The organism is Lysobacter sp. F6437, from assembly GCF_052547215.1.
This window is the reverse complement of record NZ_JBQWRB010000002.1, coordinates 173,722-192,050: the sequence shown is the minus strand read 5'-3', so window position 1 is coordinate 192,050 and position 18,329 is coordinate 173,722. Positions and strand designations below refer to the sequence as shown.

Below are 18,329 nucleotides of genomic sequence, written 5' to 3'. Positions count from 1 at the left end.
TGCCGATCAGGCCGGATCGACCTGGTCGCACTCCGCCATCGGTCCCGCCTCGGGCAACTCGATCACGAAACTCGCGCCGCCGCCTTCGCGGTCCTCGTACCAGAGGTGGCCGCCGGCGTTGACGACGATCTGCTTGGCCAGCGACAGGCCGAGACCGCTGGAAATCCCGTCCTCGGGTTGCTGCAGACGTGTGAACGGCTTGAACAGCTCACGCTGTTGCGCCTTCGGGATGCCCGGTCCGCGGTCGGCCGCGACCAGCTGCCAGTAGCCCGGCGCGCCGGGGCGTCCGGCCAGGAGCAACTCGCCGCCGGGCGCGTACTTCATCGCATTGGTCACCAGGTTCTCGCCAAGCTGGCGCAGCACCCGCTCGTCAATCGCGACATGCGCGACCTCCGTCGGCAACGACAGCCGCACCCGGTCGCCGCGCGCCTCGAACTGCATCTCGTAGCGCTGCACCAGCCACTGCATGACCTCGCCGAGATTGGCGCATGCGTCTTCGCCGGGCTCGCGCATCGCGCCGGCGCGGCTTTCCAGGTAATGACGGATGTAGCCCAGCGCGTCATCGGCGCTCTCATGGATCATCTGCAGGTAGCGCGGCACGCGCTCGGGCCGGCACCCGTCGTTGCGCATGATGTCGGCGGCGAACAGCACGCTCGACAGCGGGTTCTTCAGATCGTGCGCGACCAGGTTGACCAGTTCCTCGCGCTCGCGGGCGACGCGTTCCAGTCGGTCGCGGGTGAGCTTGAGCCCGATGTGCGCATTGACCCGGGCCAGCAGTTCCTCCGGCAGGAATGGCTTGGTCACGTAATCGACCACGCCGGCGTCGAACGCGCGCAGCAGCAGGTCGCGATCGTGCGCCGCGGTGACGAACACCACCGGGATGTTCAACGGCGGTTCCTGCTCGCGCAGCGCGGCAAGCACCTCGAAACCGTCCATGCCCGGCATCATCATGTCGAGCAGGATCATGTCCGGCACCGCGTTGGCGTAGCACTCCAGCGCCTCCGGTCCACTCGCCGCGGTGATGACGTCGTAGCCCTCGCGGGTCAGCAGCGCGCTGACGACGCGCAGGTTGGCGGCCTGGTCGTCGACGACGAGGATGCGGCCCAGGGCGGTATCGGTTGAGCTCATCGGGTCCCGTGCACGAATGGCGAAGGCCTTCCCCAAGCCTCCGGATCAAATCCTGAATGCGGGTTTGAAACTACCAGAGTCCGCCGTGTTTTATGTCCGGAGATTGCCGCCGCCGGCTGAACCGTTCACACAGTCATCACGCCGCGCGCAGGTTCGATCGGTCATCCGGGCACGCACATCCGCCACTCGCCCGGCGCCAGTCCGTCGAGCCGCTGCCCACCGATCCCGGCCCGCACCAGCCGCAACGTCGGCAGTCCGACCGCCGCGGTCATGCGCCGCACCTGCCGGTTGCGGCCTTCGCCGATCACCAGTTGCAGCCATGCGTCCGGCACGGTCTTGCGGAACCGCACCGGCGGGTCGCGCGGCCACAGTGCGGGCGGTTCGATCGATTCGGCCAGGGCTGGCCGGGTGCGGCCGTCGCGCAGTTCGACCCCGCGCCGCAACGCGTCCAGCTGGTCCGGTCGTGGCGTGCCCTCGACCTGCACCCAGTAGGTCTTGGGCTGCTTGTGGCGCGGGTCGGTCAGGCGGTGGGCGAGGCCGCCGTCGTCGGTCAGCAACAGCAGGCCCTCGCTGTCATGGTCGAGCCGGCCGGCCGCGTACACGCCCGGCGGCAGCCCGAAGCCGGCCAGCGTCGGCCGCGGCGGCTCGCTGCGGTCGGTGAACTGGCACAGCACGCCATAGGGTTTGTTGAACGCGATCAGCATGGCGGTGTTGGACGGGACCTGTAGCAGCGGCTTCAGCCGCGATCGGAAGTCGTACGGGCGGACGGTTCCCGATCGCGGCTGAAGCCGCTCCTACAACAGCCCGGGGTCAGGCGGGCTTGCGGAAGCGCAGCGTCATGCGGTCGCTCTCGCCGATGGCCTGGTACTTCGCGTCGTCGGCATCGTCGTGGTTGTTGCCCGGCGGGAGCGTCCACACGCCGTTGGGATGGTCCTTGGTGTCGCGCGGGTTGGCGTTGATCTCGCTGGTCTCCTCCAGCACGAAGCCGGCGGCCTCGGCCAGCGCGATGACCTGATCCTGGCCGACGTAGCCGCTGTCGTCATCGGCGGCGACATCGCCCGCCGCGCGGTGTTCGACCACGCCGAGGGTGCCGCCCGGCTTGAGGACCGCGAAGAAGCCGTCGAACATGCCCTGCGCGTGTCCGTCCTCGCGCCAGTTGTGGACGTTGCGGAAGGTCATCACCAGGTCGGCCGAGCCGGCCGGCCCGAACACCGGTGCGGCCGGGTCGTAGGCAACCACTTCGGCGGCATCGAACTGCGCGGGAGCGGCGGCGAATTTCTTTTCCAGGCCGTCGCGGCTGCGTTGCTGGTAGTCGCGTCCACCGCCTTCGGGCAATGCAGCGGGGTCGACCAACGCGGCGATGTAGCGGCCACCGTCGCGAAGGTACGGGGCGAAGATCTCGGCGTACCAGCCGCCGCCGGGGGTGATCTCGACCACGGTCTGGTCCGGCTGCAGGCCGAAGAACGCCAGCGTCTCGGCCGGGTGGCGGTAGCGGTCGCGGGCCACGTTGGCGGGATCGCGCCAGTCGCCGGCGATCGCGGCCTGCAGCGCGGTGCCGGCCGCGTCGGGCACGGCGGCGGGTTCCGGTGTCTCGACCGCGGCGGCGGTGTCGTTGGCGTCGACCGACGGTTCCGGCGGATTGCCATTGCAGGCGGCGAGCGCGATGGGCAGGAGGGCGACGAGCAGCACACGGTTCATGGCGAGTCCTTGGGTGGCCGGGGCCTTGGGAACGAGGGCGCCAGCCTATCGCAGAGTCGACGGGGCGGCTCAGTCGCGCGCAGTGGTGTCCGCCGCGCCGCGGTGCGCCCGCACCTCGGCATGGATCCAGTCGCGGAACGCGAGCAGGCCGGGGTGATCCTTCGAACGCGACGGGTACGCCAGGTAATGGTTGAAGTCGCTGGGAAGCCGCGCGTCGCTGAGCACCACCAGCTGGCCGCTCTCGATCAATACCCGCGAACGCACCATCCGCCCGAGCGCCACGCCCATCCCGTCGACCGCGGCGCGGTGCAGCGATTCCAGGTCATCGAGGTAGGCGACGTAGCGCTCCGGTTCCTGGCCACCATGGGCGCTGAACCAGCGCGTCCAGTGGCCTTGGCCGCGTTCGCCGAGCAGTGGCCAGCGGTGCAGCTCGGTCGGCGGCAGGCCCAGCCGGTCGATCAGTGCCGGGCTCGCGACCGGCGCCAGCGACTCGTCCAGCAGGTGTTCGGCAAGGACCCCGGGCCAGTCGCCCGCGCCCATCCGCAACGCGGCATCGATGTCGGGATCGCGCCCGAAGTCGACCAGCCGCTCCGACGACAGCAGGTTGAGTTCCAGTTGCGGATGCGCGGCGAGGAAGCGCCCGAGCCGCGGCACCAGCCAGCCCGAGGCCATGCTCGGCATCACGCTGATCGTCAGCACCTCGTCGCTGCGTGGGCCGGCCGGACGCAGCGCCTGCTCCAGCGCCTCCAGGTGCGGGCCGACCTCGGCCAGCAGGCGCCGACCCTCGTCGGTCAACCCGACCCCGCGCGGACCGCGGTCGAACAGCCGCCGGCCCAGCCGCTCCTCCAGCGCGCGGATCTGGTGGCTCAGCGCGCTGACGGTGAGGTGCATCGACTCGGCCGCGCGCGTCAGGTTGCCGCTGCGCGCGGCCGCGGCGAAGCCCAGCAGGGTATTCAGCGGGGGGCGGCTCATGCGGTTGGAGCTCCGTTGGAGGCTTGAACTCAGTTCAATACAGGCTTGCAGAATCGTCGCTTTTTCAAGGCCGATCATGCACCTAGCCTTTGCAGCGTTCAATAAAGACAGGCGCTGCCTGCCAACTGGGAGCGAACCATGAATATCTACAAGGGCCTGATGTTCCTCGATGGTTTCCGGGTCTTGCCCGAGGACGCCGATGACGCGGCCACCGCCGCCGTGCCGTCGGCGCCGACGTCGCGGCCAGCACCTTCACCGGCACCACGTCGTGCCGCCGCCGGCTCCGGCTGGCAGCGGCGGTTGCGCGCGATCGCCGCGGCCGCCGGGGTGATGCCGGCGGACACACGGCCCGGTTGCTGCGGCTGAGCAATCAGCCGCGAAACCCCGACGTCGCCATACCCGGGGCCCGGTTCTCACCGGGCCCCTTTTTTCATTCGTCCGTCCCGCCTCCGGCATGAGTGGACGCAATGCCACTTGACAGCGTCCACGTGTATTGTTGTAGTAATACACATGGACGCAACCCTGCTACACATCCAGCCCGCCGCCGAGCAACCGATCTACCGGCAGATCGCCGAGCAGATCCGCCGCCTCGTCGCCGGTGGCCAGCTTGCCGCCGGCACCACGCTGCCGTCGGTACGCGACGTCGCCGCCACCCACGCGATCAACCCGATGACGGTCTCCAAGGCCTACAGCCAGCTGGAGGCCGAAGGCGTGCTCGAACGCCAGCGTGGCAAGGGCATGGCGGTGGCCGCCGGTGCCGCCGCGCCGCCGTCGCCGCAGCAGCGCTGGGACCTGCTCGAACCCGCCCTCGATGCGCTCGCCCGCCACGCGCGCGAACTCGAACTTCCGCCGGACGAACTGCTCGCCCGGCTCCGCCTACGGATGGAGGAACCCGCATGAACACCGTTGCCCAGACCGCTGTACCCGCCCACCCCGTCGCGGCATCGCTGGACCTGTCGCGCCTGGGCATGGACCCGCCGATCGCCGTCACCGGCATCGACAAACGCTATGACGGCCAGACCGTGCTCGCCGGCGCCTCGCTGCAGCTCGAACCGGGCGCGGTGCTCGGCCTGATCGGCCGCAATGGCGCCGGCAAGTCGACCCTGATCCGGGTCCTGCTCGGCCTGGTCGAACCCGACGCCGGCGAAGCGCGCATCTGGGGGCGGCCTGCGCTCGCGCTCGACGACGGCGCCAAGGCGCGCCTGGGCTACGTGCCGCAGCAGCCCGAGGCGCTGCCGTGGCTCAAGGTCGGCGACATGCTGGACTTCGTCGGTCGCTTCTACCCGACTTGGGATGCCGGCTTCGTCGCCGCCACGCTGGAGCGCTGGAACCTGCCGTCCAACAAGGTGCTGGCCAAGCTGTCGCCGGGCGAGCGCCAGCGCGTCGCGATCATCCGCGCACTCGCGCCACGGCCGGAACTGCTGGTGCTCGATGAGCCCGCCGCTGCGCTCGACCCCGTCGCCCGGCGCGAGCTGCTGCGCGAGATCGCCCAGCGCGCCGGCGAGTCCGGCACCAGCGTGCTGTTCTCGACCCACATCGTGTCGGACCTGGAGCGCGCCGCCTCGCACGTCGCCTTCATGCACGAGGGCCGGGTGGTGCTGCAGACCGAACTGGACACGCTGAAGGAGCGCCACCGGCGCCTGCGCGTGCCGGCGTCGGCCGCCGCCCAGCTGGTCGGCCGCGTGCCCGGCGAGGTCGCCCGCCGCACGCTGCCCGACGGCGCGCTGTCGCTGGTGGTCGTGCGCGACGAGGACGCTGCCTGGCCGGCGCTGGTGACGGCGCCGGGCGTGCATGCCGACGTGCTGTCGCTGGAGGACCTGTTCGTCGAGGTGGCCGAGTGAACGCCCGCGCCCATCCGTACGAAACCGACAGCATCGGCTGGCGCGTGCGCCACGCCGGGGCACTGCTGGGCAACAGCGCGAGCCGCCTGATGCGTGTACTGGCGGTCGCGCTTGCCGTGGTATTCGCGGGCCTGGGCTGGCTGGTGCTGGCCACCGTCGACAAGCCCGAGCGGCTGTCGATGGCGCTGTTCCTGTCGGGTATCGCGGTCGCCGCGTTGTGGGGCCTGTGGTTCTCGCGGCTGCTGTTGCTGCATATCGAAGCCCACCAGTCGCGCATGCCCGGGGTCGGCATGGCGATTGCCGGCACCATCTCGCTTGCCTTCATCGCGACGGTACTGCTGCCGTCGCTGTTGCTCGCTTCCGGAGGGGTCAACCCCGGTGTCGCAGTGTGCGCGATGACGCTGGCCGCGAGCGTCGGCGTGCTGACGGCCACGCTGCCACGGATCGCCTACATCGCGCTGTGCCTCGCGCCACTCGGCATCGGCCTGTTGCACGGTCTGTACGTGCGCGTGGTGCCGGCCGGCGCGGTGACATTGCCGGCGCTGCAGATGCAGCACGTGGTGTGGCTGGTCGGCCCGGCGCTCGCGCTGGCGGGCTGGCGCTGGTTCGCCATCGTGCGGCGCGCGCCCGCGGATGCAACCTCGATCTGGTGGCAGCCGGCGCTGTTCGCCAACCCGCGCACCGGTGGCGGGTTCAACTGGGCATTGTCGGGCGACGCCGCCAGCGCGCAACTGCCGGACTGGATGTGGCCGGCCGGACAGACCGCCGGCGCCGGTCCGGACCGGCCGGTGCGGGCGATGCGCGCATTGATGGGCACGCCGTTCGCCCCTTTGTCGGGTGGGCAGATCCTGATCCAGCTCGGCATCGGTGTGCTGGTCGTGGCCTACCTGGTGATGAACACGACGGGCGAGAACGCCAACCCCGGCACCCTCGTCGGCGGCGCGATCGGCGGCATCGCGGTGATGGTGGTGATGTACGCGCAGCGCCTGGAGGCGATGTACCGCAAGCCCGGCGGCGAGCTCGACGAACTCGCGCTGCTGCCCGGGCTGGGTGAAGTCCCGGAGCGCCGCGCCACCCTGCTGTCGGCCGTGGCCCGCGCGCCGGTCATCGCGATGGCCTTGATGCTGCTGGTGCTGGTCGGCCTCGGGCTGATAACCGGCGTGGCGCCGCGGATGGTGGGGCTGATGGTGATGGCCGGCATCGGCGTGGCGCTGACCACCGCACTGGCCTGCCTGCGGCCGGTGGCCGGCTTGCGCATGAACGGCTGGCGCATGCTGGTGCTGGCCGGCCCGACCCTGCTGCTGGCGATGGGCACCATCCTCTACGCCGCGCAGGCCAAGGGCATCGGCTACACCCCGCTGGTGCTCGCGCTTGCATGGGTGCTGGCGTACGCGCTGCTGGTCGTGGCGATCGCCTCGGCCTGGCGCCGCCTGCACGCGCGCCCGCATCCGTTGCTGGTCGGCTGAGCGGCGAGGGCAGCACCCTGCGCGGCCGGGCCGTACCATGGCCCGGTCCGCGCACGAGGGAGGGGACGCCGATGCTGCACAGGATTCTCAAGGCATTGCTGCTGGTCGCGGTGGGCGCCGTCGTCGGCGCCTGCGGGCATGCGGCCTGGTCCGGGCGCGACGCCGCGCCGACCGAGCCGTCACCCGTCGTCCCCGTGCCATCGACCACTCCCGCCCCCGATGCCCCGCCCGCGTCTGCGCCGGTCAACTTCGCCTACCGCTACCTCGATACCGGGGACCCGGCGCTGGCCCCGACCGCGCGCCGCGTGCGCGAGCAGGACCTGCTACGCAAGCTGCCCGAGGTGGAATGGCTCGACGGCCTGCTGCTGCTGCCCGCACCGATAACGTACGTGGCGATGGCCTGCGGCGAGGCCGACGCGTTCTACCTGCCTGACAAGCGCGAGGTGGTGCTCTGCTACGAGATGCTGCACGTGCTCTACGAACAAGGCGAACACCTGGCCGAGACCGGCGGCGACGGCTTCGACTTCGGCGACAGCACGCCCGAGCAGATCGCCATGCGCTACGTCCTCGCCAACGTGCGCTTCATCGTCGCGCACGAGACCGGCCACGCACTGATCGATCTGCTCGACCTGCCGGTCACCGGCCGCCAGGAGGACGCCGTCGACCAGTTCGCGACCTCGCTGATGCAGTACATCGGCAGCGACAGCGAGTCACCGCAGCAGATCGCCGACAACCTGCGCATGGCCTCGCTGTGGTTCCTGTCGCGCGTGGACACCGAGTTCTCGCTCGACGCCTACGCCGACGCCCACTCGCTCAACCTGCAGCGCTACTTCAACCTGCAGTGCCTGCTGTACGGCTCCGACCCGGAGCGCTTCGCCGACATCGTCGCCCGCGGCGACCTGCCCGAATCACGCGCCCGTACCTGCCCCGCCGAAGCCAGCCGCGCGAGCAATGCGTGGATGCGGCTGCTGCTGCCGCACCTCGCCCCCGCCTACAAGATGGACCAGGCCGAAGCGCAAGCGTGGTTGCAGGAGCGCCAGAATGTGCGCCCGAGTGGGCAGCGGCACCCCGCCGCCATCGCCGCGCCTGCCCCGGAAACCGCCGAGTCATCCCCCGAACCCGCCGAACAGACCGAGCCGTCCGAGTCCTCCGAGCCGTTGTAGGAGCGGCTTTAGCCGCGATCGGGAGTCGGTGTGGGCGGACGGTTGTCCGATCGCGGCTAAAGCCGCTCCTACAAAAAGCCCGATACAAAAGCCCCGATACAAAAGCTCCGATACCGAAGCTCCGCCACCAAAAAGAAACCCGGGCATCGCAAGCGACCCCGGGCTTCCACACCTCCGCACAAGCGCAGTGGACTACACCCCCGCCAACGCCCCGTTCAACGTCGCACTCGGCCGCATCGCCGCACCGACCTTTGCCAGGTCCGGGTGGTAATACCCGCCCATCTCCACCGGCTTGCCCTGCGCCGCGATCAACTCGCCGACGATCTTCTCCTCGTTCTCCGTCAGCGCCTTCGCCAGCGGCGCGAACTTCGCCTTCAGTTCCGCATCGTCATCCTGCGCCGCCAACGCCTGCGCCCAGTACATCGCCAGGTAGAAATGACTGCCGCGGTTGTCGATGCCACCGACCTTGCGCGACGGCGACTTGTTGTTGTCCAGGAACGCGCCATTGGCCTTGTCCAGCGCCTCCGCCAGCACGCGTGCCTTGGCATTGCCGGTGGTCTCGGCGACATGGTCCAGCGACGCCGCCAGCGCGAGGAACTCGCCCAGCGAATCCCAGCGCAAATAATCCTCGGCCTCGAACTGCTGCACGTGCTTGGGCGCGCTGCCGCCGGCGCCGGTCTCGAACAAACCACCGCCCGCCATCAACGGCACCACCGACAGCATCTTGGCCGACGTGCCCAACTCCATGATCGGGAACAGGTCGGTCAGGTAATCACGCAGCACGTTGCCGGTGACGCTGATGGTGTCCTCGCCACGACGGATGCGCTCCAGCGAGAACGCCATCGCCTCCACTGGCGACAGGATGCGGATATCCAGCCCGTCGGTATCGTGGTCCTTCAGGTAATGCTCGACCTTCGCGATCAGCTGCGCATCGTGCGCGCGCTGCGGGTCCAGCCAGAACACCGCCGGCGTACCGCTGATGCGCGCACGGCTGACCGCCAGCTTCACCCAGTCCTGCACCGGCAGGTCGCGGGTCTGGCACATGCGCCAGATGTCGCCGACCTGCACCGCGTGCTGCAGCAGCACCTTGCCGGCCGCGTCGACCACCCGGATGGTGCCGTCGCGCGGCGCCCGGAAGGTCTTGTCGTGGCTGCCGTACTCCTCGGCCTTCTGCGCCATCAGGCCGACGTTGGGCACGCTGCCCATCGTCGCCGGGTCGAACGCGCCGTGCGCCTTGCAGTCGTCGATCACCGCCTGGTAGATACCGGCGTAGCTACGGTCCGGGATCACCGCCTTGGTGTCCTGCAACTCGCCGGCCGTGTTCCACATCTTGCCGCTGTCGCGGATCATCGCCGGCATCGACGCGTCGACGATCACGTCGCTCGGCACGTGCAGGTTGGTGATGCCCTTGTCGGAGTTGACCATCGCCAGCGCCGGGCGCTCGCCGTACAGCGCGTCGATGTCGGCCTTGATCGACGCCTGCAGGTCCGCTGGCAGCGACGACAGCCGCGCGTACAGATCACCGATGCCGTTGCTCGAATCGAAGCCCGCCTCCATCAACTCGCGGTCGTACTTCGCCAGCACCGGCGCGTAGAAGCGGTTGACCGCGACGCCGAAGATGATCGGGTCGGACACCTTCATCATCGTCGCCTTCAGGTGCAGCGAGAACAGCACGCCCTTGGCTTTGGCGTCCTCGATCTGCGCATCGAAGAACTGCGCCAGCCGGCGCGTGTCCATCACCGATGCGTCGATCACCTCGCGGTCCAGCAGCGACGTCTTCTCCTTCAGCACCGTGGTCACGCCATCGACGCCGACCAGCTCGATGCGCACGTCGGTCGCGTTGTCGACCGTCACCGACTGCTCGCTGCCGTAGAAGTCGCCGCCGTCCATGTGCGCCACGTGCGATTGCGAAGCCGCCGACCATGCGCCCATCCGGTGCGGGTGCTTGCGCGCGTAGTTCTTCACCGACAGCGGCGCTCGGCGGTCGGAATTGCCCTCGCGCAGCACCGGGTTGACCGCGCTGCCCTTGGTCCGGTCATAGCGCGCCTTGGCGTCGCGCTCGGCGTCGGTCTTCGGCTCGTCGACGTAGTCCGGCAGCGGGTAGCCCTGCGCCTGCAACTCCTTGATCGCCGCCTTCAGCTGCGGCACCGACGCGCTGATGTTGGGCAGCTTGATGATGTTGGCTTCCGGCGTGGTGGCCAGCTTGCCGAGCTCCGCCAGATGGTCGCCGACCTGCTTGTCGGCCGGCAGCACGTCGGGGAACTGCGCCAGGATCCGCCCCGCCAGCGAGATGTCGCGCGTCTCCACCGCCACCCCCGCGCTCTCGAGGAACGCCTCCACGATCGGCAGCAGCGACTGCGTGGCCAGGAACGGGGCTTCGTCGGTGAGGGTGTAGATGATCTTGGGGGTGTCGGACATGGGGCTCGCTTCCTTAGAGGGAGTAGCGCGCGCAACGGCGCGGCAGCCCCACATTGTCGCGCCCGGGCGGTAGTAGGGCAAAAGATCAGGCGTACGCGGGCGGATGGAATGCACCGGACTGGCATACTCGGCACAGGCCGGCGTGGGGACGCCCGCCGCAAACACGACAGGGGACAACACGTGAGAGAGAACGAGCTGGAGTACGTCGGTTTCTGGGCGCGCGTGGGCGCATCGATCATCGACGTGATTTTGGTGCTGCTGATAACGCTGCCGATCCTCGTAAGCATCTACGGACCGGAATACTTCACCTCGGAGCGAGTCATCGCTGGTCCGGCGGACTTCCTGATTTCATGGATCCTGCCGGCGGTGGCCACCATCCTGTTCTGGCTGCACAAGCAGGCCACACCCGGGAAGATGGTCGTCGCGGCGCGCGTGGTCGACGCCGAGACCGGCAACACGCTGTCCGTGGGACAGTGCCTCGGCCGCTACCTGGCGTACTTCGTTTCCAGCCTTCCGCTGGGGCTGGGCCTGATCTGGGTGGCGTTTGATCCGAAGAAGCAGGGCTGGCACGACAAGCTGGCCGGAACCGTCGTTATACGGCCACGGGATCGTAGGGAGCAGGTGGAGTTCCGCGGGTAGTTTGTGGCGTCGTGGCGCCGGGTGGGAACTTGGCGTCATTGTCGCTAGTGACGGGGCCGCTGCGTAGAAATACAGCGGACGGCGATTATTCGGATGCCACCCCAAATTTGGGGCTAACTTGATGCTAGGCAACATGGAGAGTTAGTAATGAATGACAGTTCGAAGAAGCACGATGTTGCTCTCAATGTTCGCTCTACCGTTGCTAGTTACATGATGTACTGGCGCAAGCTCTGCCTAGAAGTAAGCATTCTAATTTCTTCGGGAATCGTGGCGGTCAGTACGTTCGGTGTCGATAAGGCTGCGTTATCAATCGAGGGCAGATGGGGATTGATCATAGGTTTCGGCGTTGCTGCCGCCGCAGGCTCGTATCTTATCCTCAAGGCTTCCAGGTTAATTCAAGAATTGCGTGGAATTCTCGTAAGAGTCGACCGCTATGACGAACTCTTTGTTGATGGCGCGTTTGTTCCCGGGGACTCGCTCTACCCAAAAAGCTGGGAAAACTTCGACGCAGTCGGCATGGACTTCGTACCAAAATGGTCCATTGCTTTAATGGCCGCCACATGGGTCACCGTCTCGGTGCTTTTGCTAATCCATCGGGCAGCTGCCTAACAATTCATTAAGCCGACGCGGCTTCGCGGCGCGGCGCAACTCTGACGTCATATTTTTTGAACTTGATTCTGTCAACTGAGCGGTATGGCTGCCACAACTTGATCGGAAAAAACATCCAATGCACATCTTTGGCACATCCTCCATCCTCGCACTAACCATCGCTGTAATGGCCATATCACGACCCGCGGAAGCTGGTATCTACAGCGATGACCTCTCAAGGTGCTTGGTCACACACACGAGCGACGAAGAAAAAATAGTGCTTGCGCAATGGATTTTTACGGTAATTGCTGTCCACCCGAGCGTGGCCTCAATGACATCTATCAGCGAAAGTACGAAGTCCGACGTTTCCAAGCAGACCGCCGAGATACTTCAAGAGCTGCTTACGGAATCGTGCAAAGATGAAACAGTACAAGCTGTGAAGTACGAAGGTAGTTCCGCCTTGGAAAGTAGCTTCGAGGTTCTAGGTGAAATTGCAATGACTGCCCTTCTCGCTGACCCTAAAGTGGCCGCGGAGTCAGGAAGCTTCATAAAATACATCGACGAGGCGAAGATTGAGGCCGCGTTCGATGCAGCCCAACCAGGCAGCTAGCAAGTCGTTCAAGTGGATGCATGGAGCAGTGATGAAAAAGGACCGGGTATCCCTCGAACTCGCCAGCGGCCGCCTGGTATCCCGCGTGAGCCGATGCCTGTTTCTGCTCCTTCTCGTGGCGTCATCCACTGCCAGCGCCGTCGTCATCCGGCATGACGTCGACGACTCCGAATACCGGATCCCGGCTTCCGAGTTCCCCGCGCTGGTCGACATGCCCGGCGAGGCGCACGGTGTACTCGTCGCGCCGCAGTGGGTAATTACTGCCGCCCACACCATCCCGCACGAAATCAAACAGGTGGTCATCGGCGGCACGCCGCGGGACGTCGAGCGCGTGGTGGTGCATCCCGGCTACAGGACGCCGCCTGACGAGCTGATCCACCAGGCCATGACCACAGGCGAAGCCATGCTGGTACTGGTGTGGCTCGCCTCGGCCGACGACATCGCACTGGTCAGGATGGCGCAGCCGGTGACCGACATCGCCCCGGTCGCGATCCACACCGGCGGCGACGAGGTGAACCGGGTCATCAAGATCATCGGCAAGGGCGCCACGGGGACGGGCGCCACCGGGCACAACCCCAAGGGCCCCAACCGCACGGAGCTTCGCCGCGCGTTCAACACGGTCACCAGCGCCCATGGCCGCTGGTTCTGCTACGTGTTCGACGCGCCGCCGTCGGCGCACCCGCTTGAAGGTTCGACCGGGAATGGCGACAGCGGCGGCCCCGCGCTCATCGAGGTGGATGGCCAGTGGCGGCTGGCTGGCCTGGCGGCCTGGAAGTTCCTTCCGGGCGACGTCAGGACCGCGCGGCCCGGGCAGTACGGCCACACGTTCTGCAATGTTCGCCTGAGCCATTACAACGACTGGATCGAACGCGTGATGTCCGGGCAGCCGTCAACGCCCGCTCGCGGCGCACTTCAGAAGTTGGATTGATGCCCACTCGTCTTGCTTCATGCAACTGCGGCAAGCTCACCGCCACGACCAGGGCGGAGCCGGTCCGCATTTCGGTCTGCCACTGCCTCGCATGCCAGAAGCGAACTGGCAGCGTGTTCGGCGTGCAGGCCCGGTTCCCGGCGGACGCGGTGACCATCGAGGGCGCCTGCACCGAGTTCGTGCGCGTCGGTGACGAAGGCACCACCGCGCGCTTCCACTTCTGCCCCGGTTGCGGCGCCACGGTCTACTACCTGATGGACGCCATTCCCGGCGTGGTGGCCATCCCGGTCGGCGCGTTCGCAGACCCGGATTTTCCGCCGCCGCGCGTTTCGGTCTACGAGGAGCGCAGGCACGGGTGGGTGTCACTGCCTGACGGCATCGAGCATTTTGATTGAGCGGAGAGCCATGGACCGCCTCCGGATATCAACGATGTCACTGGTCCCAAGCTGAATCTTTGCATTGGAGCATTCGATGAAAGTCTGGCCCTGGATCCTGCTCGCCCTGGCCCTGCCGGCACATGCAGGCGTCATCCACACCGATGTGCCCGAGTCCCCCGAACTGGACCGGACGTACCTGATCTACCTGCACGGGCGGATCGTCGAGAACGCCGGGCCGCGCCCAACCCATCCGGATTTCGGGCTGTACGACTATCCCGCCGTGCTGGAGGCGCTTTCATCCCGCGGAGCGGTAGTTATCTCGGAGCAGCGTCCGCCACAGACGGACATGAACGCGTATGCGGGCACCGTGGTTTCCCAAGTCGAGGCATTGATCGATCGCGGCGTTCCGCCCGACAACATCGTTGTCGCGGGGTTTTCCAAAGGCGGCGGCATTGCGACGCGCGTATCAAGCTTCCTGCGGCGGCCACAGGTCCGCTTCGTACTGCTCGCCGCGTGCCCGGGCGGATCCGCCCCGCCGAATATCCGCCTGACGGGCCGCGTGCTTTCGGTCCATGAGACAAGCGATACGCTGGCGGGGAGCTGCCGACCCCTTGCGGAGCAGACCGAACCGCCGCGGACCTTCGAGGAGGTCAGGATTTCTACCGGCGAAATGCACGGAGCGTTCTACCGGCCGCTCCCCGAATGGGTCGACCCGGTTCTGGATTGGGTGCACGGTGCGGGGGTGGGCCATTGATGGAGGCGACTGTGCGACTCGCTGGGCGAATTACTGACTGGAACGATGACAAGGGGTTCGGCTTCGTGGTGCCGAGCGGCGGTGGCGAGCGTGCGTTCGTGCACGTCAACGCGTTCCAGCGCGGCTCGCGTCGTCCCGTTCCGGGTGATCTCATTTCCTACCTGCCAGGCAAGGACGCGCGGGGGCGGCTCCAGGCCAGCGAGATTCGGCATGCCGGTCAGCGGATTGAAGTGTCCCGGCAACCCTCGCGGCTGCCCCGCGCGACCATCGGCATCGCTGCCTTGATCGCAGCCGCAGTGGCCGCGCGCATCGGGTGGATCCCTGCGTTGCTCGCCGGGGCCTATGTCGCGCTGAGCGCGGTGTCGTATCTCATGTACTGGTTCGACAAGTCGGCGGCAGGACGGGGTGCGCGCCGCACGCCGGAGAGCAATCTGCACCTTGCGGACCTGCTCGGTGGTTGGCCCGGTGCATTGATCGCCCAGCAGCAGTTCCGGCACAAGACCATCAAGCAGTCCTTCCAGTCGGTGTTCTGGCTGACCGTCGTGGTCAACCTCGTTGCAGCGGGGTGGCTGGTCTCGTCGGGCCTTGCGGCCGAGCTGGCACAGTCGCTCGGCGGCTGACCGGTCCTTGCGCCAACTCACCGGCAGGGTTTCAACTCATCACGCCACGACCACCGGCCGCAGCCTGCACGAGGAGCCGGGCGACATCATCAGCCTCAGTCCATTCCCAAATCAGGCCGGCGCATCACGGTCGCGCTCGTACCGCTCCGTAAGCGGAAACGCCGGCAACCAGGACTCGCGACGGACGGTCCAGAGTTCGTAGGTAGGCACCAGTTGATCCGGTGCATCCAGCGCTCCCAGGTTCACTTCGATCTCGTCTCCGCTGCGCCCGAAAACCGACGAGCCGCAGCGGGGACAGAAATGCCGCCCGGCGTAGTCGCGTGTTTTGCCCTCGACGGTTACGGCATCGTCGGGGAAGATCGCGGACGCGTGGAACAGCGCGCCATGGTGCTTGCGGCAGTCGAGGCAGTGGCAAACGCCGACCCGGTTGGGTCGCCCCGAGGCCACGATGCGGACGTCGCCGCACAGGCAGCCGCCAGTGAATCGGTCCATGCTGCGTCTCCTTTGATATAACGCGGGCACAGTACCCACGGCAGGATGGCCATGAAGCATCGCATCTTCACGACCGCGTTCTCCAAGGTCTATCCCATGTACGTCCAGAAGGCGGAACGCAAGGGGCGCACGCGGGACGAAGTGGACCGCATCATCTGCTGGCTGACCGGCTACACCCGTGCGGGCCTGGAGAACCAGATCGAGCAGAAGAACGATTTCGAGACGTTCTTCACCCAGGCCCCCGCACTCAATCCAAACGTCGCGTTGATCAAGGGCACCGTGTGCGGTGTCCGCGTCGAGGACGTGGAAGATCCGCTCATGCGCAACATCCGGTACCTGGACAAGCTGGTCGATGAACTGGCCAAGGGAAAGACGATGGAGAAGATCCTGCGGTGACGATCGGCGCCGACAATCGAGCGCATGCTGCTACGGAGGGTCCATGAGAACGGTCGCGATAGTCTTGCTGCTCTGTGCGTCCACGCTTGCCCATGGCGCCGGCGGCGAGTCGATCGTCCTTGTCAGCGCGCACGAGCCTTACGTCGTTCCTGAAGGCCGCGTCTGGAAGATCGAGCACCTCGATCCCTATGCCTCCGAGAGCGGGATCGGCACTTCCGATCTTTCCATCGACGGGTCGGTGCAGATCGGCGCGAACCGCGAGGTCAACCTCCACGGAACCTTCGACTTCACCCTGGGCGCCACCCAGCAATCGCCGCTTTGGATACTCGCGGGGTCCAGGGTCGGGGTCGGCGACTCCAGGGGTACGATCGTTATCCAGTCGTTCGACGACCGCTGAGCGATCACCAGCGCACGAGGAGCAACCATGATCAACGACCAGAAAATCACCACCGGCGGCTGCCTCTGCGGCGCCGTGCGTTACCAGGTCAAAGGGCCACTGCGCGACGTGGTCAATTGCCATTGCAGCATGTGCCAGCGCCTGCACGGCAACTTCGGCCCGCACTCCAAGGCGCGCAAGGTCAATATCACCATCACCAACGATGCCGGACTGGCCTGGTACAAGACCTCCGACATCGCGCGGCGCGGGTTCTGCCGCGAGTGCGGCTCCAGCCTGTTCTGGGAGCCGTTCGAGCTGGACGCCACCGGGATTATCGCGGGCTCGCTCGATGGCCCGACGGGGCTGGAGACGGTGGGGCACATCTACGTTGCCGAGAAGCCGGATTTCTACGAGATCACCGATGACCTGCCGCAGTTCCAGGAGTCCTCCAATGGCGTCCTCGTCAACGATTACAAGTAGGTTGGGCCGGCAGGATCTCGCGGGCGACGCTTTCTACGCACCAGAGGCACCATGAAAATATTCCGCGGAAGTACCTTCAAGGCCGACCGTCCCTGGGGCGCGGCCGACATTGCCAACATGGACGGCATCACGACCCGCCTGCACTGGACCGATCAGCCCTACAAGTGGCACATCAACGACGGCCAGGAGGTCTTCGCCGTCCTCAGCGGTCGCGTCGAGATGCGGTATCGCGAGGCCGGCGTCGAGCACAGCGCCGTGCTCGAGACCGGCGACGTGTTCTATGCCGCGGTCGGGACGGAGCATGTGGCGCATCCCATCGGCGAGGCCCGGATTCTGGTCGTGGAGCGCGAGGGCAGCGTCTGATGGACAGCAAGCCGGCTACCACTGCGCTTGGCATGGGCGCGAAGATCTTCCTCCGGCTGGCGGGCCTGCTCGGCGCGATGTCGAGCCCACGTTACAAGCGCGACGGGCTGGTGTTGCTGGCCTGTCTGGCGCTGATCGCCGGCGGCGCCGCCCAGGCAGAGATCTACGACCCGCGCACACAGGTGTTCTCGGTGGTGCCGGGCCAGCCGCGAATGGCCGGCCGGTTTGCCGCCGTGGCCCCGTTGGCCGACGGTCGTGTGCTGGTAACCGGCGGTTACGGCGACGACATCGCGCCTCAGGCCGGGGCGTGGCTCTATCTGCCGTGAACGCGTAGCCGCGTTTGGATGCCTCGCGATGACCCGTGCGTCGTGGTTGCGGCTGGCGCGTGGGTTGCTCGGCGACCCGGGTTGGCCAGGCAAAGCGGCAGGTACCTGCTGGGGTAACATCGACCCGCGCCGCCGCACCGGGGAATGAAGATGGGCGACTACCTGGCCAATCGCTGGTTCAAGATCGGGGCGGTCATCGCGCTGCTCGGCTGGACGCCGTTGCTGGCGATCATCTTGCTGTCGACGATCGGCTTGTGGCCGGACCCGGAGCCGAACCCGATCGGGCCTGGCCTGCTGTTTTTCCTGACGTTCCCGCTGGCGCTGGTGTTCCTGCTGATGGGGTTCATCCAGGTGCGCGCTGCCCGCGGTTCGCGTGGGGGCCGGTGATGGGTGGTGACATGCATTCGGGAAACGCGTCGCTCGGCATGGCCGCGAAGATCTTCCTGTGGGTGGCGGGCATCCTCGGTGCGGTCACGCTGGCCGATTTCTTCTTCTATGGCTGGGCGGTCGACGACCTGCTGAAGGGCGTCGGCTTCGTGGCGATCGCCTACGGCACCTACCGCAATGATTTCGGGCGGCCGCGCAACGCGGCGGGCGAGCCGCTTCCGGTCGACGCCGGCGGACGGCTGGCCTCGGTGCTCGGCATCGGGCTGGTGGCCGCCGCGCTGATCATCGAGGCGGGGCGATGACGCCG

25 protein-coding genes are annotated in these 18,329 nt (G+C 67.1%); 19 read left to right on the top strand and 6 right to left on the bottom strand.

The features are described 5' to 3' along the window. Window positions 1-6: 6 nt before the first annotated feature. The 4 genes from ACT9F5_RS09400 to ACT9F5_RS09385 form a co-directional block, all read right to left on the bottom strand. A complete protein-coding gene (locus ACT9F5_RS09400; RefSeq protein ID WP_445119682.1) occupies window positions 7-1,128 on the bottom strand; it encodes a response regulator in 1,122 nt (373 codons plus the stop codon). Between the two features lie 161 nt (window positions 1,129-1,289). Next, entirely contained in the window at window positions 1,290-1,832 is a 543-nt protein-coding gene (locus ACT9F5_RS09395; protein ID WP_445119681.1) for a pseudouridine synthase, read from the bottom strand. 106 nt (window positions 1,833-1,938) lie between these two features. Next, window positions 1,939-2,826: a class I SAM-dependent methyltransferase gene (locus ACT9F5_RS09390; protein ID WP_445119680.1), complete on the bottom strand. Its 888-nt coding sequence runs from the start codon at window positions 2,824-2,826 to the stop codon at window positions 1,939-1,941. Window positions 2,827-2,895: 69 nt separating this feature from the next. Continuing rightward, window positions 2,896-3,798, bottom strand: a complete 903-nt coding sequence (locus tag ACT9F5_RS09385; RefSeq protein WP_445119679.1) for a LysR substrate-binding domain-containing protein — start codon at window positions 3,796-3,798, stop codon at window positions 2,896-2,898. A gap of 138 nt (window positions 3,799-3,936) precedes the next feature. Between ACT9F5_RS09385 and ACT9F5_RS09380 the strand changes: the two genes are divergently transcribed. The 5 genes from ACT9F5_RS09380 to ACT9F5_RS09360 all read left to right on the top strand — a co-directional run bounded on the left by ACT9F5_RS09380 (window position 3,937) and on the right by ACT9F5_RS09360 (window position 8,268). Then, complete coding sequence (locus tag ACT9F5_RS09380; RefSeq protein ID WP_445119678.1) at window positions 3,937-4,164, top strand: hypothetical protein; 228 nt, start codon at window positions 3,937-3,939, stop codon at window positions 4,162-4,164. Between the two features lie 144 nt (window positions 4,165-4,308). Then, on the top strand, window positions 4,309-4,698 hold the full coding sequence (locus ACT9F5_RS09375; RefSeq protein ID WP_445119677.1) for a GntR family transcriptional regulator: 390 nt from the start codon (window positions 4,309-4,311) through the stop codon (window positions 4,696-4,698). Window positions 4,699-4,766: 68 nt separating this feature from the next. Then, window positions 4,767-5,639, top strand: coding sequence for an ATP-binding cassette domain-containing protein (locus tag ACT9F5_RS09370; protein ID WP_445119839.1), 873 nt, complete (start codon window positions 4,767-4,769; stop codon window positions 5,637-5,639). Continuing rightward, on the top strand, window positions 5,636-7,105 hold the full coding sequence (locus ACT9F5_RS09365; RefSeq protein WP_445119676.1) for a hypothetical protein: 1,470 nt from the start codon (window positions 5,636-5,638) through the stop codon (window positions 7,103-7,105). The genes ACT9F5_RS09370 and ACT9F5_RS09365 overlap by 4 nt, the downstream gene beginning before the upstream one ends. A gap of 71 nt (window positions 7,106-7,176) precedes the next feature. Next, window positions 7,177-8,268 carry a DUF4344 domain-containing metallopeptidase gene (locus ACT9F5_RS09360; RefSeq protein ID WP_445119675.1) on the top strand — a complete coding sequence of 364 codons (1,092 nt, stop codon included), beginning with the start codon at window positions 7,177-7,179 and terminating at the stop codon, window positions 8,266-8,268. A gap of 192 nt (window positions 8,269-8,460) precedes the next feature. On the opposite strand, the gene ACT9F5_RS09355 is transcribed toward ACT9F5_RS09360, so the two are convergent. Beyond that, complete coding sequence (locus ACT9F5_RS09355) at window positions 8,461-10,686, bottom strand: NADP-dependent isocitrate dehydrogenase (RefSeq protein WP_445119674.1); 2,226 nt, start codon at window positions 10,684-10,686, stop codon at window positions 8,461-8,463. Window positions 10,687-10,866: 180 nt separating this feature from the next. On the opposite strand from ACT9F5_RS09355, the gene ACT9F5_RS09350 reads away from it, so the two are divergent. The 7 genes from ACT9F5_RS09350 to ACT9F5_RS09320 all read left to right on the top strand — a co-directional run bounded on the left by ACT9F5_RS09350 (window position 10,867) and on the right by ACT9F5_RS09320 (window position 15,202). After that, a complete protein-coding gene (locus tag ACT9F5_RS09350) occupies window positions 10,867-11,325 on the top strand; it encodes an RDD family protein (protein WP_445119673.1) in 459 nt (152 codons plus the stop codon). 147 nt (window positions 11,326-11,472) lie between these two features. Then, on the top strand, window positions 11,473-11,934 hold the full coding sequence (locus tag ACT9F5_RS09345) for a hypothetical protein (RefSeq protein ID WP_445119672.1): 462 nt from the start codon (window positions 11,473-11,475) through the stop codon (window positions 11,932-11,934). Window positions 11,935-12,052: 118 nt separating this feature from the next. Continuing rightward, complete coding sequence (locus tag ACT9F5_RS09340) at window positions 12,053-12,523, top strand: hypothetical protein (RefSeq protein ID WP_445119671.1); 471 nt, start codon at window positions 12,053-12,055, stop codon at window positions 12,521-12,523. Continuing rightward, window positions 12,501-13,451 (top strand): trypsin-like serine protease, encoded by a 951-nt coding sequence (locus tag ACT9F5_RS09335; protein WP_445119670.1) that lies wholly within the window; start codon window positions 12,501-12,503, stop codon window positions 13,449-13,451. The genes ACT9F5_RS09340 and ACT9F5_RS09335 overlap by 23 nt, the downstream gene beginning before the upstream one ends. Further along, window positions 13,451-13,846, top strand: a complete 396-nt coding sequence (locus ACT9F5_RS09330) for a GFA family protein (RefSeq protein WP_445119669.1) — start codon at window positions 13,451-13,453, stop codon at window positions 13,844-13,846. The genes ACT9F5_RS09335 and ACT9F5_RS09330 overlap by 1 nt, the downstream gene beginning before the upstream one ends. Before the next feature lie 76 nt (window positions 13,847-13,922). Then, window positions 13,923-14,582, top strand: a complete 660-nt coding sequence (locus ACT9F5_RS09325; RefSeq protein ID WP_445119668.1) for a hypothetical protein — start codon at window positions 13,923-13,925, stop codon at window positions 14,580-14,582. Further along, a complete protein-coding gene (locus ACT9F5_RS09320; RefSeq protein ID WP_445119667.1) occupies window positions 14,582-15,202 on the top strand; it encodes a DUF1294 domain-containing protein in 621 nt (206 codons plus the stop codon). Before ACT9F5_RS09325 ends, ACT9F5_RS09320 begins: the two co-directional genes overlap by 1 nt. A gap of 111 nt (window positions 15,203-15,313) precedes the next feature. On the opposite strand, the gene ACT9F5_RS09315 is transcribed toward ACT9F5_RS09320, so the two are convergent. Further along, entirely contained in the window at window positions 15,314-15,694 is a 381-nt protein-coding gene (locus ACT9F5_RS09315; protein ID WP_445119666.1) for a GFA family protein, read from the bottom strand. 51 nt (window positions 15,695-15,745) lie between these two features. Between ACT9F5_RS09315 and ACT9F5_RS09310 the strand changes: the two genes are divergently transcribed. From ACT9F5_RS09310 to ACT9F5_RS09280, 7 genes are all read left to right on the top strand, one after another. Continuing rightward, window positions 15,746-16,090 carry a DUF2200 family protein gene (locus ACT9F5_RS09310; protein ID WP_445119665.1) on the top strand — a complete coding sequence of 115 codons (345 nt, stop codon included), beginning with the start codon at window positions 15,746-15,748 and terminating at the stop codon, window positions 16,088-16,090. A 43-nt stretch (window positions 16,091-16,133) separates the two neighbouring features. Then, window positions 16,134-16,487, top strand: a complete 354-nt coding sequence (locus ACT9F5_RS09305) for a hypothetical protein (protein ID WP_445119664.1) — start codon at window positions 16,134-16,136, stop codon at window positions 16,485-16,487. Window positions 16,488-16,514: 27 nt separating this feature from the next. Further along, entirely contained in the window at window positions 16,515-16,946 is a 432-nt protein-coding gene (locus ACT9F5_RS09300; RefSeq protein ID WP_445119663.1) for a GFA family protein, read from the top strand. A 51-nt stretch (window positions 16,947-16,997) separates the two neighbouring features. Then, window positions 16,998-17,309 carry a cupin domain-containing protein gene (locus ACT9F5_RS09295; RefSeq protein WP_445119662.1) on the top strand — a complete coding sequence of 104 codons (312 nt, stop codon included), beginning with the start codon at window positions 16,998-17,000 and terminating at the stop codon, window positions 17,307-17,309. Further along, window positions 17,309-17,635, top strand: a complete 327-nt coding sequence (locus ACT9F5_RS09290; RefSeq protein ID WP_445119661.1) for a hypothetical protein — start codon at window positions 17,309-17,311, stop codon at window positions 17,633-17,635. The genes ACT9F5_RS09295 and ACT9F5_RS09290 overlap by 1 nt, the downstream gene beginning before the upstream one ends. Before the next feature lie 144 nt (window positions 17,636-17,779). Next, a complete protein-coding gene (locus ACT9F5_RS09285; protein ID WP_445119660.1) occupies window positions 17,780-18,022 on the top strand; it encodes a hypothetical protein in 243 nt (80 codons plus the stop codon). Between the two features lie 11 nt (window positions 18,023-18,033). After that, the gene (locus tag ACT9F5_RS09280) at window positions 18,034-18,324 is read left to right on the top strand and encodes a hypothetical protein (protein WP_445119659.1); all 291 of its coding nucleotides are present in this window, start codon (window positions 18,034-18,036) and stop codon (window positions 18,322-18,324) included. Window positions 18,325-18,329: the final 5 nt, after the last annotated feature.

What these genes read in the sequence shown, in the direction of transcription:
- ACT9F5_RS09330 (WP_445119669.1), top strand. Translation starts at nt 13,451, where the DNA reads ATGCCCACTCGTCTTGCTTCATGCAACTGCGGCAAGCTCACCGCCACG.
- ACT9F5_RS09390 (WP_445119680.1), bottom strand. Translation starts at nt 2,826, where the DNA reads ATGAACCGTGTGCTGCTCGTCGCCCTCCTGCCCATCGCGCTCGCCGCC.
- ACT9F5_RS09290 (WP_445119661.1), top strand. Translation starts at nt 17,309, where the DNA reads ATGGACAGCAAGCCGGCTACCACTGCGCTTGGCATGGGCGCGAAGATC.
- ACT9F5_RS09360 (WP_445119675.1), top strand. Translation starts at nt 7,177, where the DNA reads ATGCTGCACAGGATTCTCAAGGCATTGCTGCTGGTCGCGGTGGGCGCC.
- ACT9F5_RS09375 (WP_445119677.1), top strand. Translation starts at nt 4,309, where the DNA reads ATGGACGCAACCCTGCTACACATCCAGCCCGCCGCCGAGCAACCGATC.
- ACT9F5_RS09315 (WP_445119666.1), bottom strand. Translation starts at nt 15,694, where the DNA reads ATGGACCGATTCACTGGCGGCTGCCTGTGCGGCGACGTCCGCATCGTG.
- ACT9F5_RS09285 (WP_445119660.1), top strand. Translation starts at nt 17,780, where the DNA reads ATGAAGATGGGCGACTACCTGGCCAATCGCTGGTTCAAGATCGGGGCG.
- ACT9F5_RS09335 (WP_445119670.1), top strand. Translation starts at nt 12,501, where the DNA reads ATGCAGCCCAACCAGGCAGCTAGCAAGTCGTTCAAGTGGATGCATGGA.
- ACT9F5_RS09370 (WP_445119839.1), top strand. Translation starts at nt 4,767, where the DNA reads ATGGACCCGCCGATCGCCGTCACCGGCATCGACAAACGCTATGACGGC.
- ACT9F5_RS09385 (WP_445119679.1), bottom strand. Translation starts at nt 3,798, where the DNA reads ATGAGCCGCCCCCCGCTGAATACCCTGCTGGGCTTCGCCGCGGCCGCG.
- ACT9F5_RS09300 (WP_445119663.1), top strand. Translation starts at nt 16,515, where the DNA reads ATGATCAACGACCAGAAAATCACCACCGGCGGCTGCCTCTGCGGCGCC.
- ACT9F5_RS09345 (WP_445119672.1), top strand. Translation starts at nt 11,473, where the DNA reads ATGAATGACAGTTCGAAGAAGCACGATGTTGCTCTCAATGTTCGCTCT.
- ACT9F5_RS09355 (WP_445119674.1), bottom strand. Translation starts at nt 10,686, where the DNA reads ATGTCCGACACCCCCAAGATCATCTACACCCTCACCGACGAAGCCCCG.
- ACT9F5_RS09295 (WP_445119662.1), top strand. Translation starts at nt 16,998, where the DNA reads ATGAAAATATTCCGCGGAAGTACCTTCAAGGCCGACCGTCCCTGGGGC.
- ACT9F5_RS09325 (WP_445119668.1), top strand. Translation starts at nt 13,923, where the DNA reads ATGAAAGTCTGGCCCTGGATCCTGCTCGCCCTGGCCCTGCCGGCACAT.
- ACT9F5_RS09340 (WP_445119671.1), top strand. Translation starts at nt 12,053, where the DNA reads ATGCACATCTTTGGCACATCCTCCATCCTCGCACTAACCATCGCTGTA.
- ACT9F5_RS09395 (WP_445119681.1), bottom strand. Translation starts at nt 1,832, where the DNA reads ATGCTGATCGCGTTCAACAAACCCTATGGCGTGCTGTGCCAGTTCACC.
- ACT9F5_RS09400 (WP_445119682.1), bottom strand. Translation starts at nt 1,128, where the DNA reads ATGAGCTCAACCGATACCGCCCTGGGCCGCATCCTCGTCGTCGACGAC.
- ACT9F5_RS09310 (WP_445119665.1), top strand. Translation starts at nt 15,746, where the DNA reads ATGAAGCATCGCATCTTCACGACCGCGTTCTCCAAGGTCTATCCCATG.
- ACT9F5_RS09280 (WP_445119659.1), top strand. Translation starts at nt 18,034, where the DNA reads ATGCATTCGGGAAACGCGTCGCTCGGCATGGCCGCGAAGATCTTCCTG.
- ACT9F5_RS09380 (WP_445119678.1), top strand. Translation starts at nt 3,937, where the DNA reads ATGAATATCTACAAGGGCCTGATGTTCCTCGATGGTTTCCGGGTCTTG.
- ACT9F5_RS09305 (WP_445119664.1), top strand. Translation starts at nt 16,134, where the DNA reads ATGAGAACGGTCGCGATAGTCTTGCTGCTCTGTGCGTCCACGCTTGCC.
- ACT9F5_RS09320 (WP_445119667.1), top strand. Translation starts at nt 14,582, where the DNA reads ATGGAGGCGACTGTGCGACTCGCTGGGCGAATTACTGACTGGAACGAT.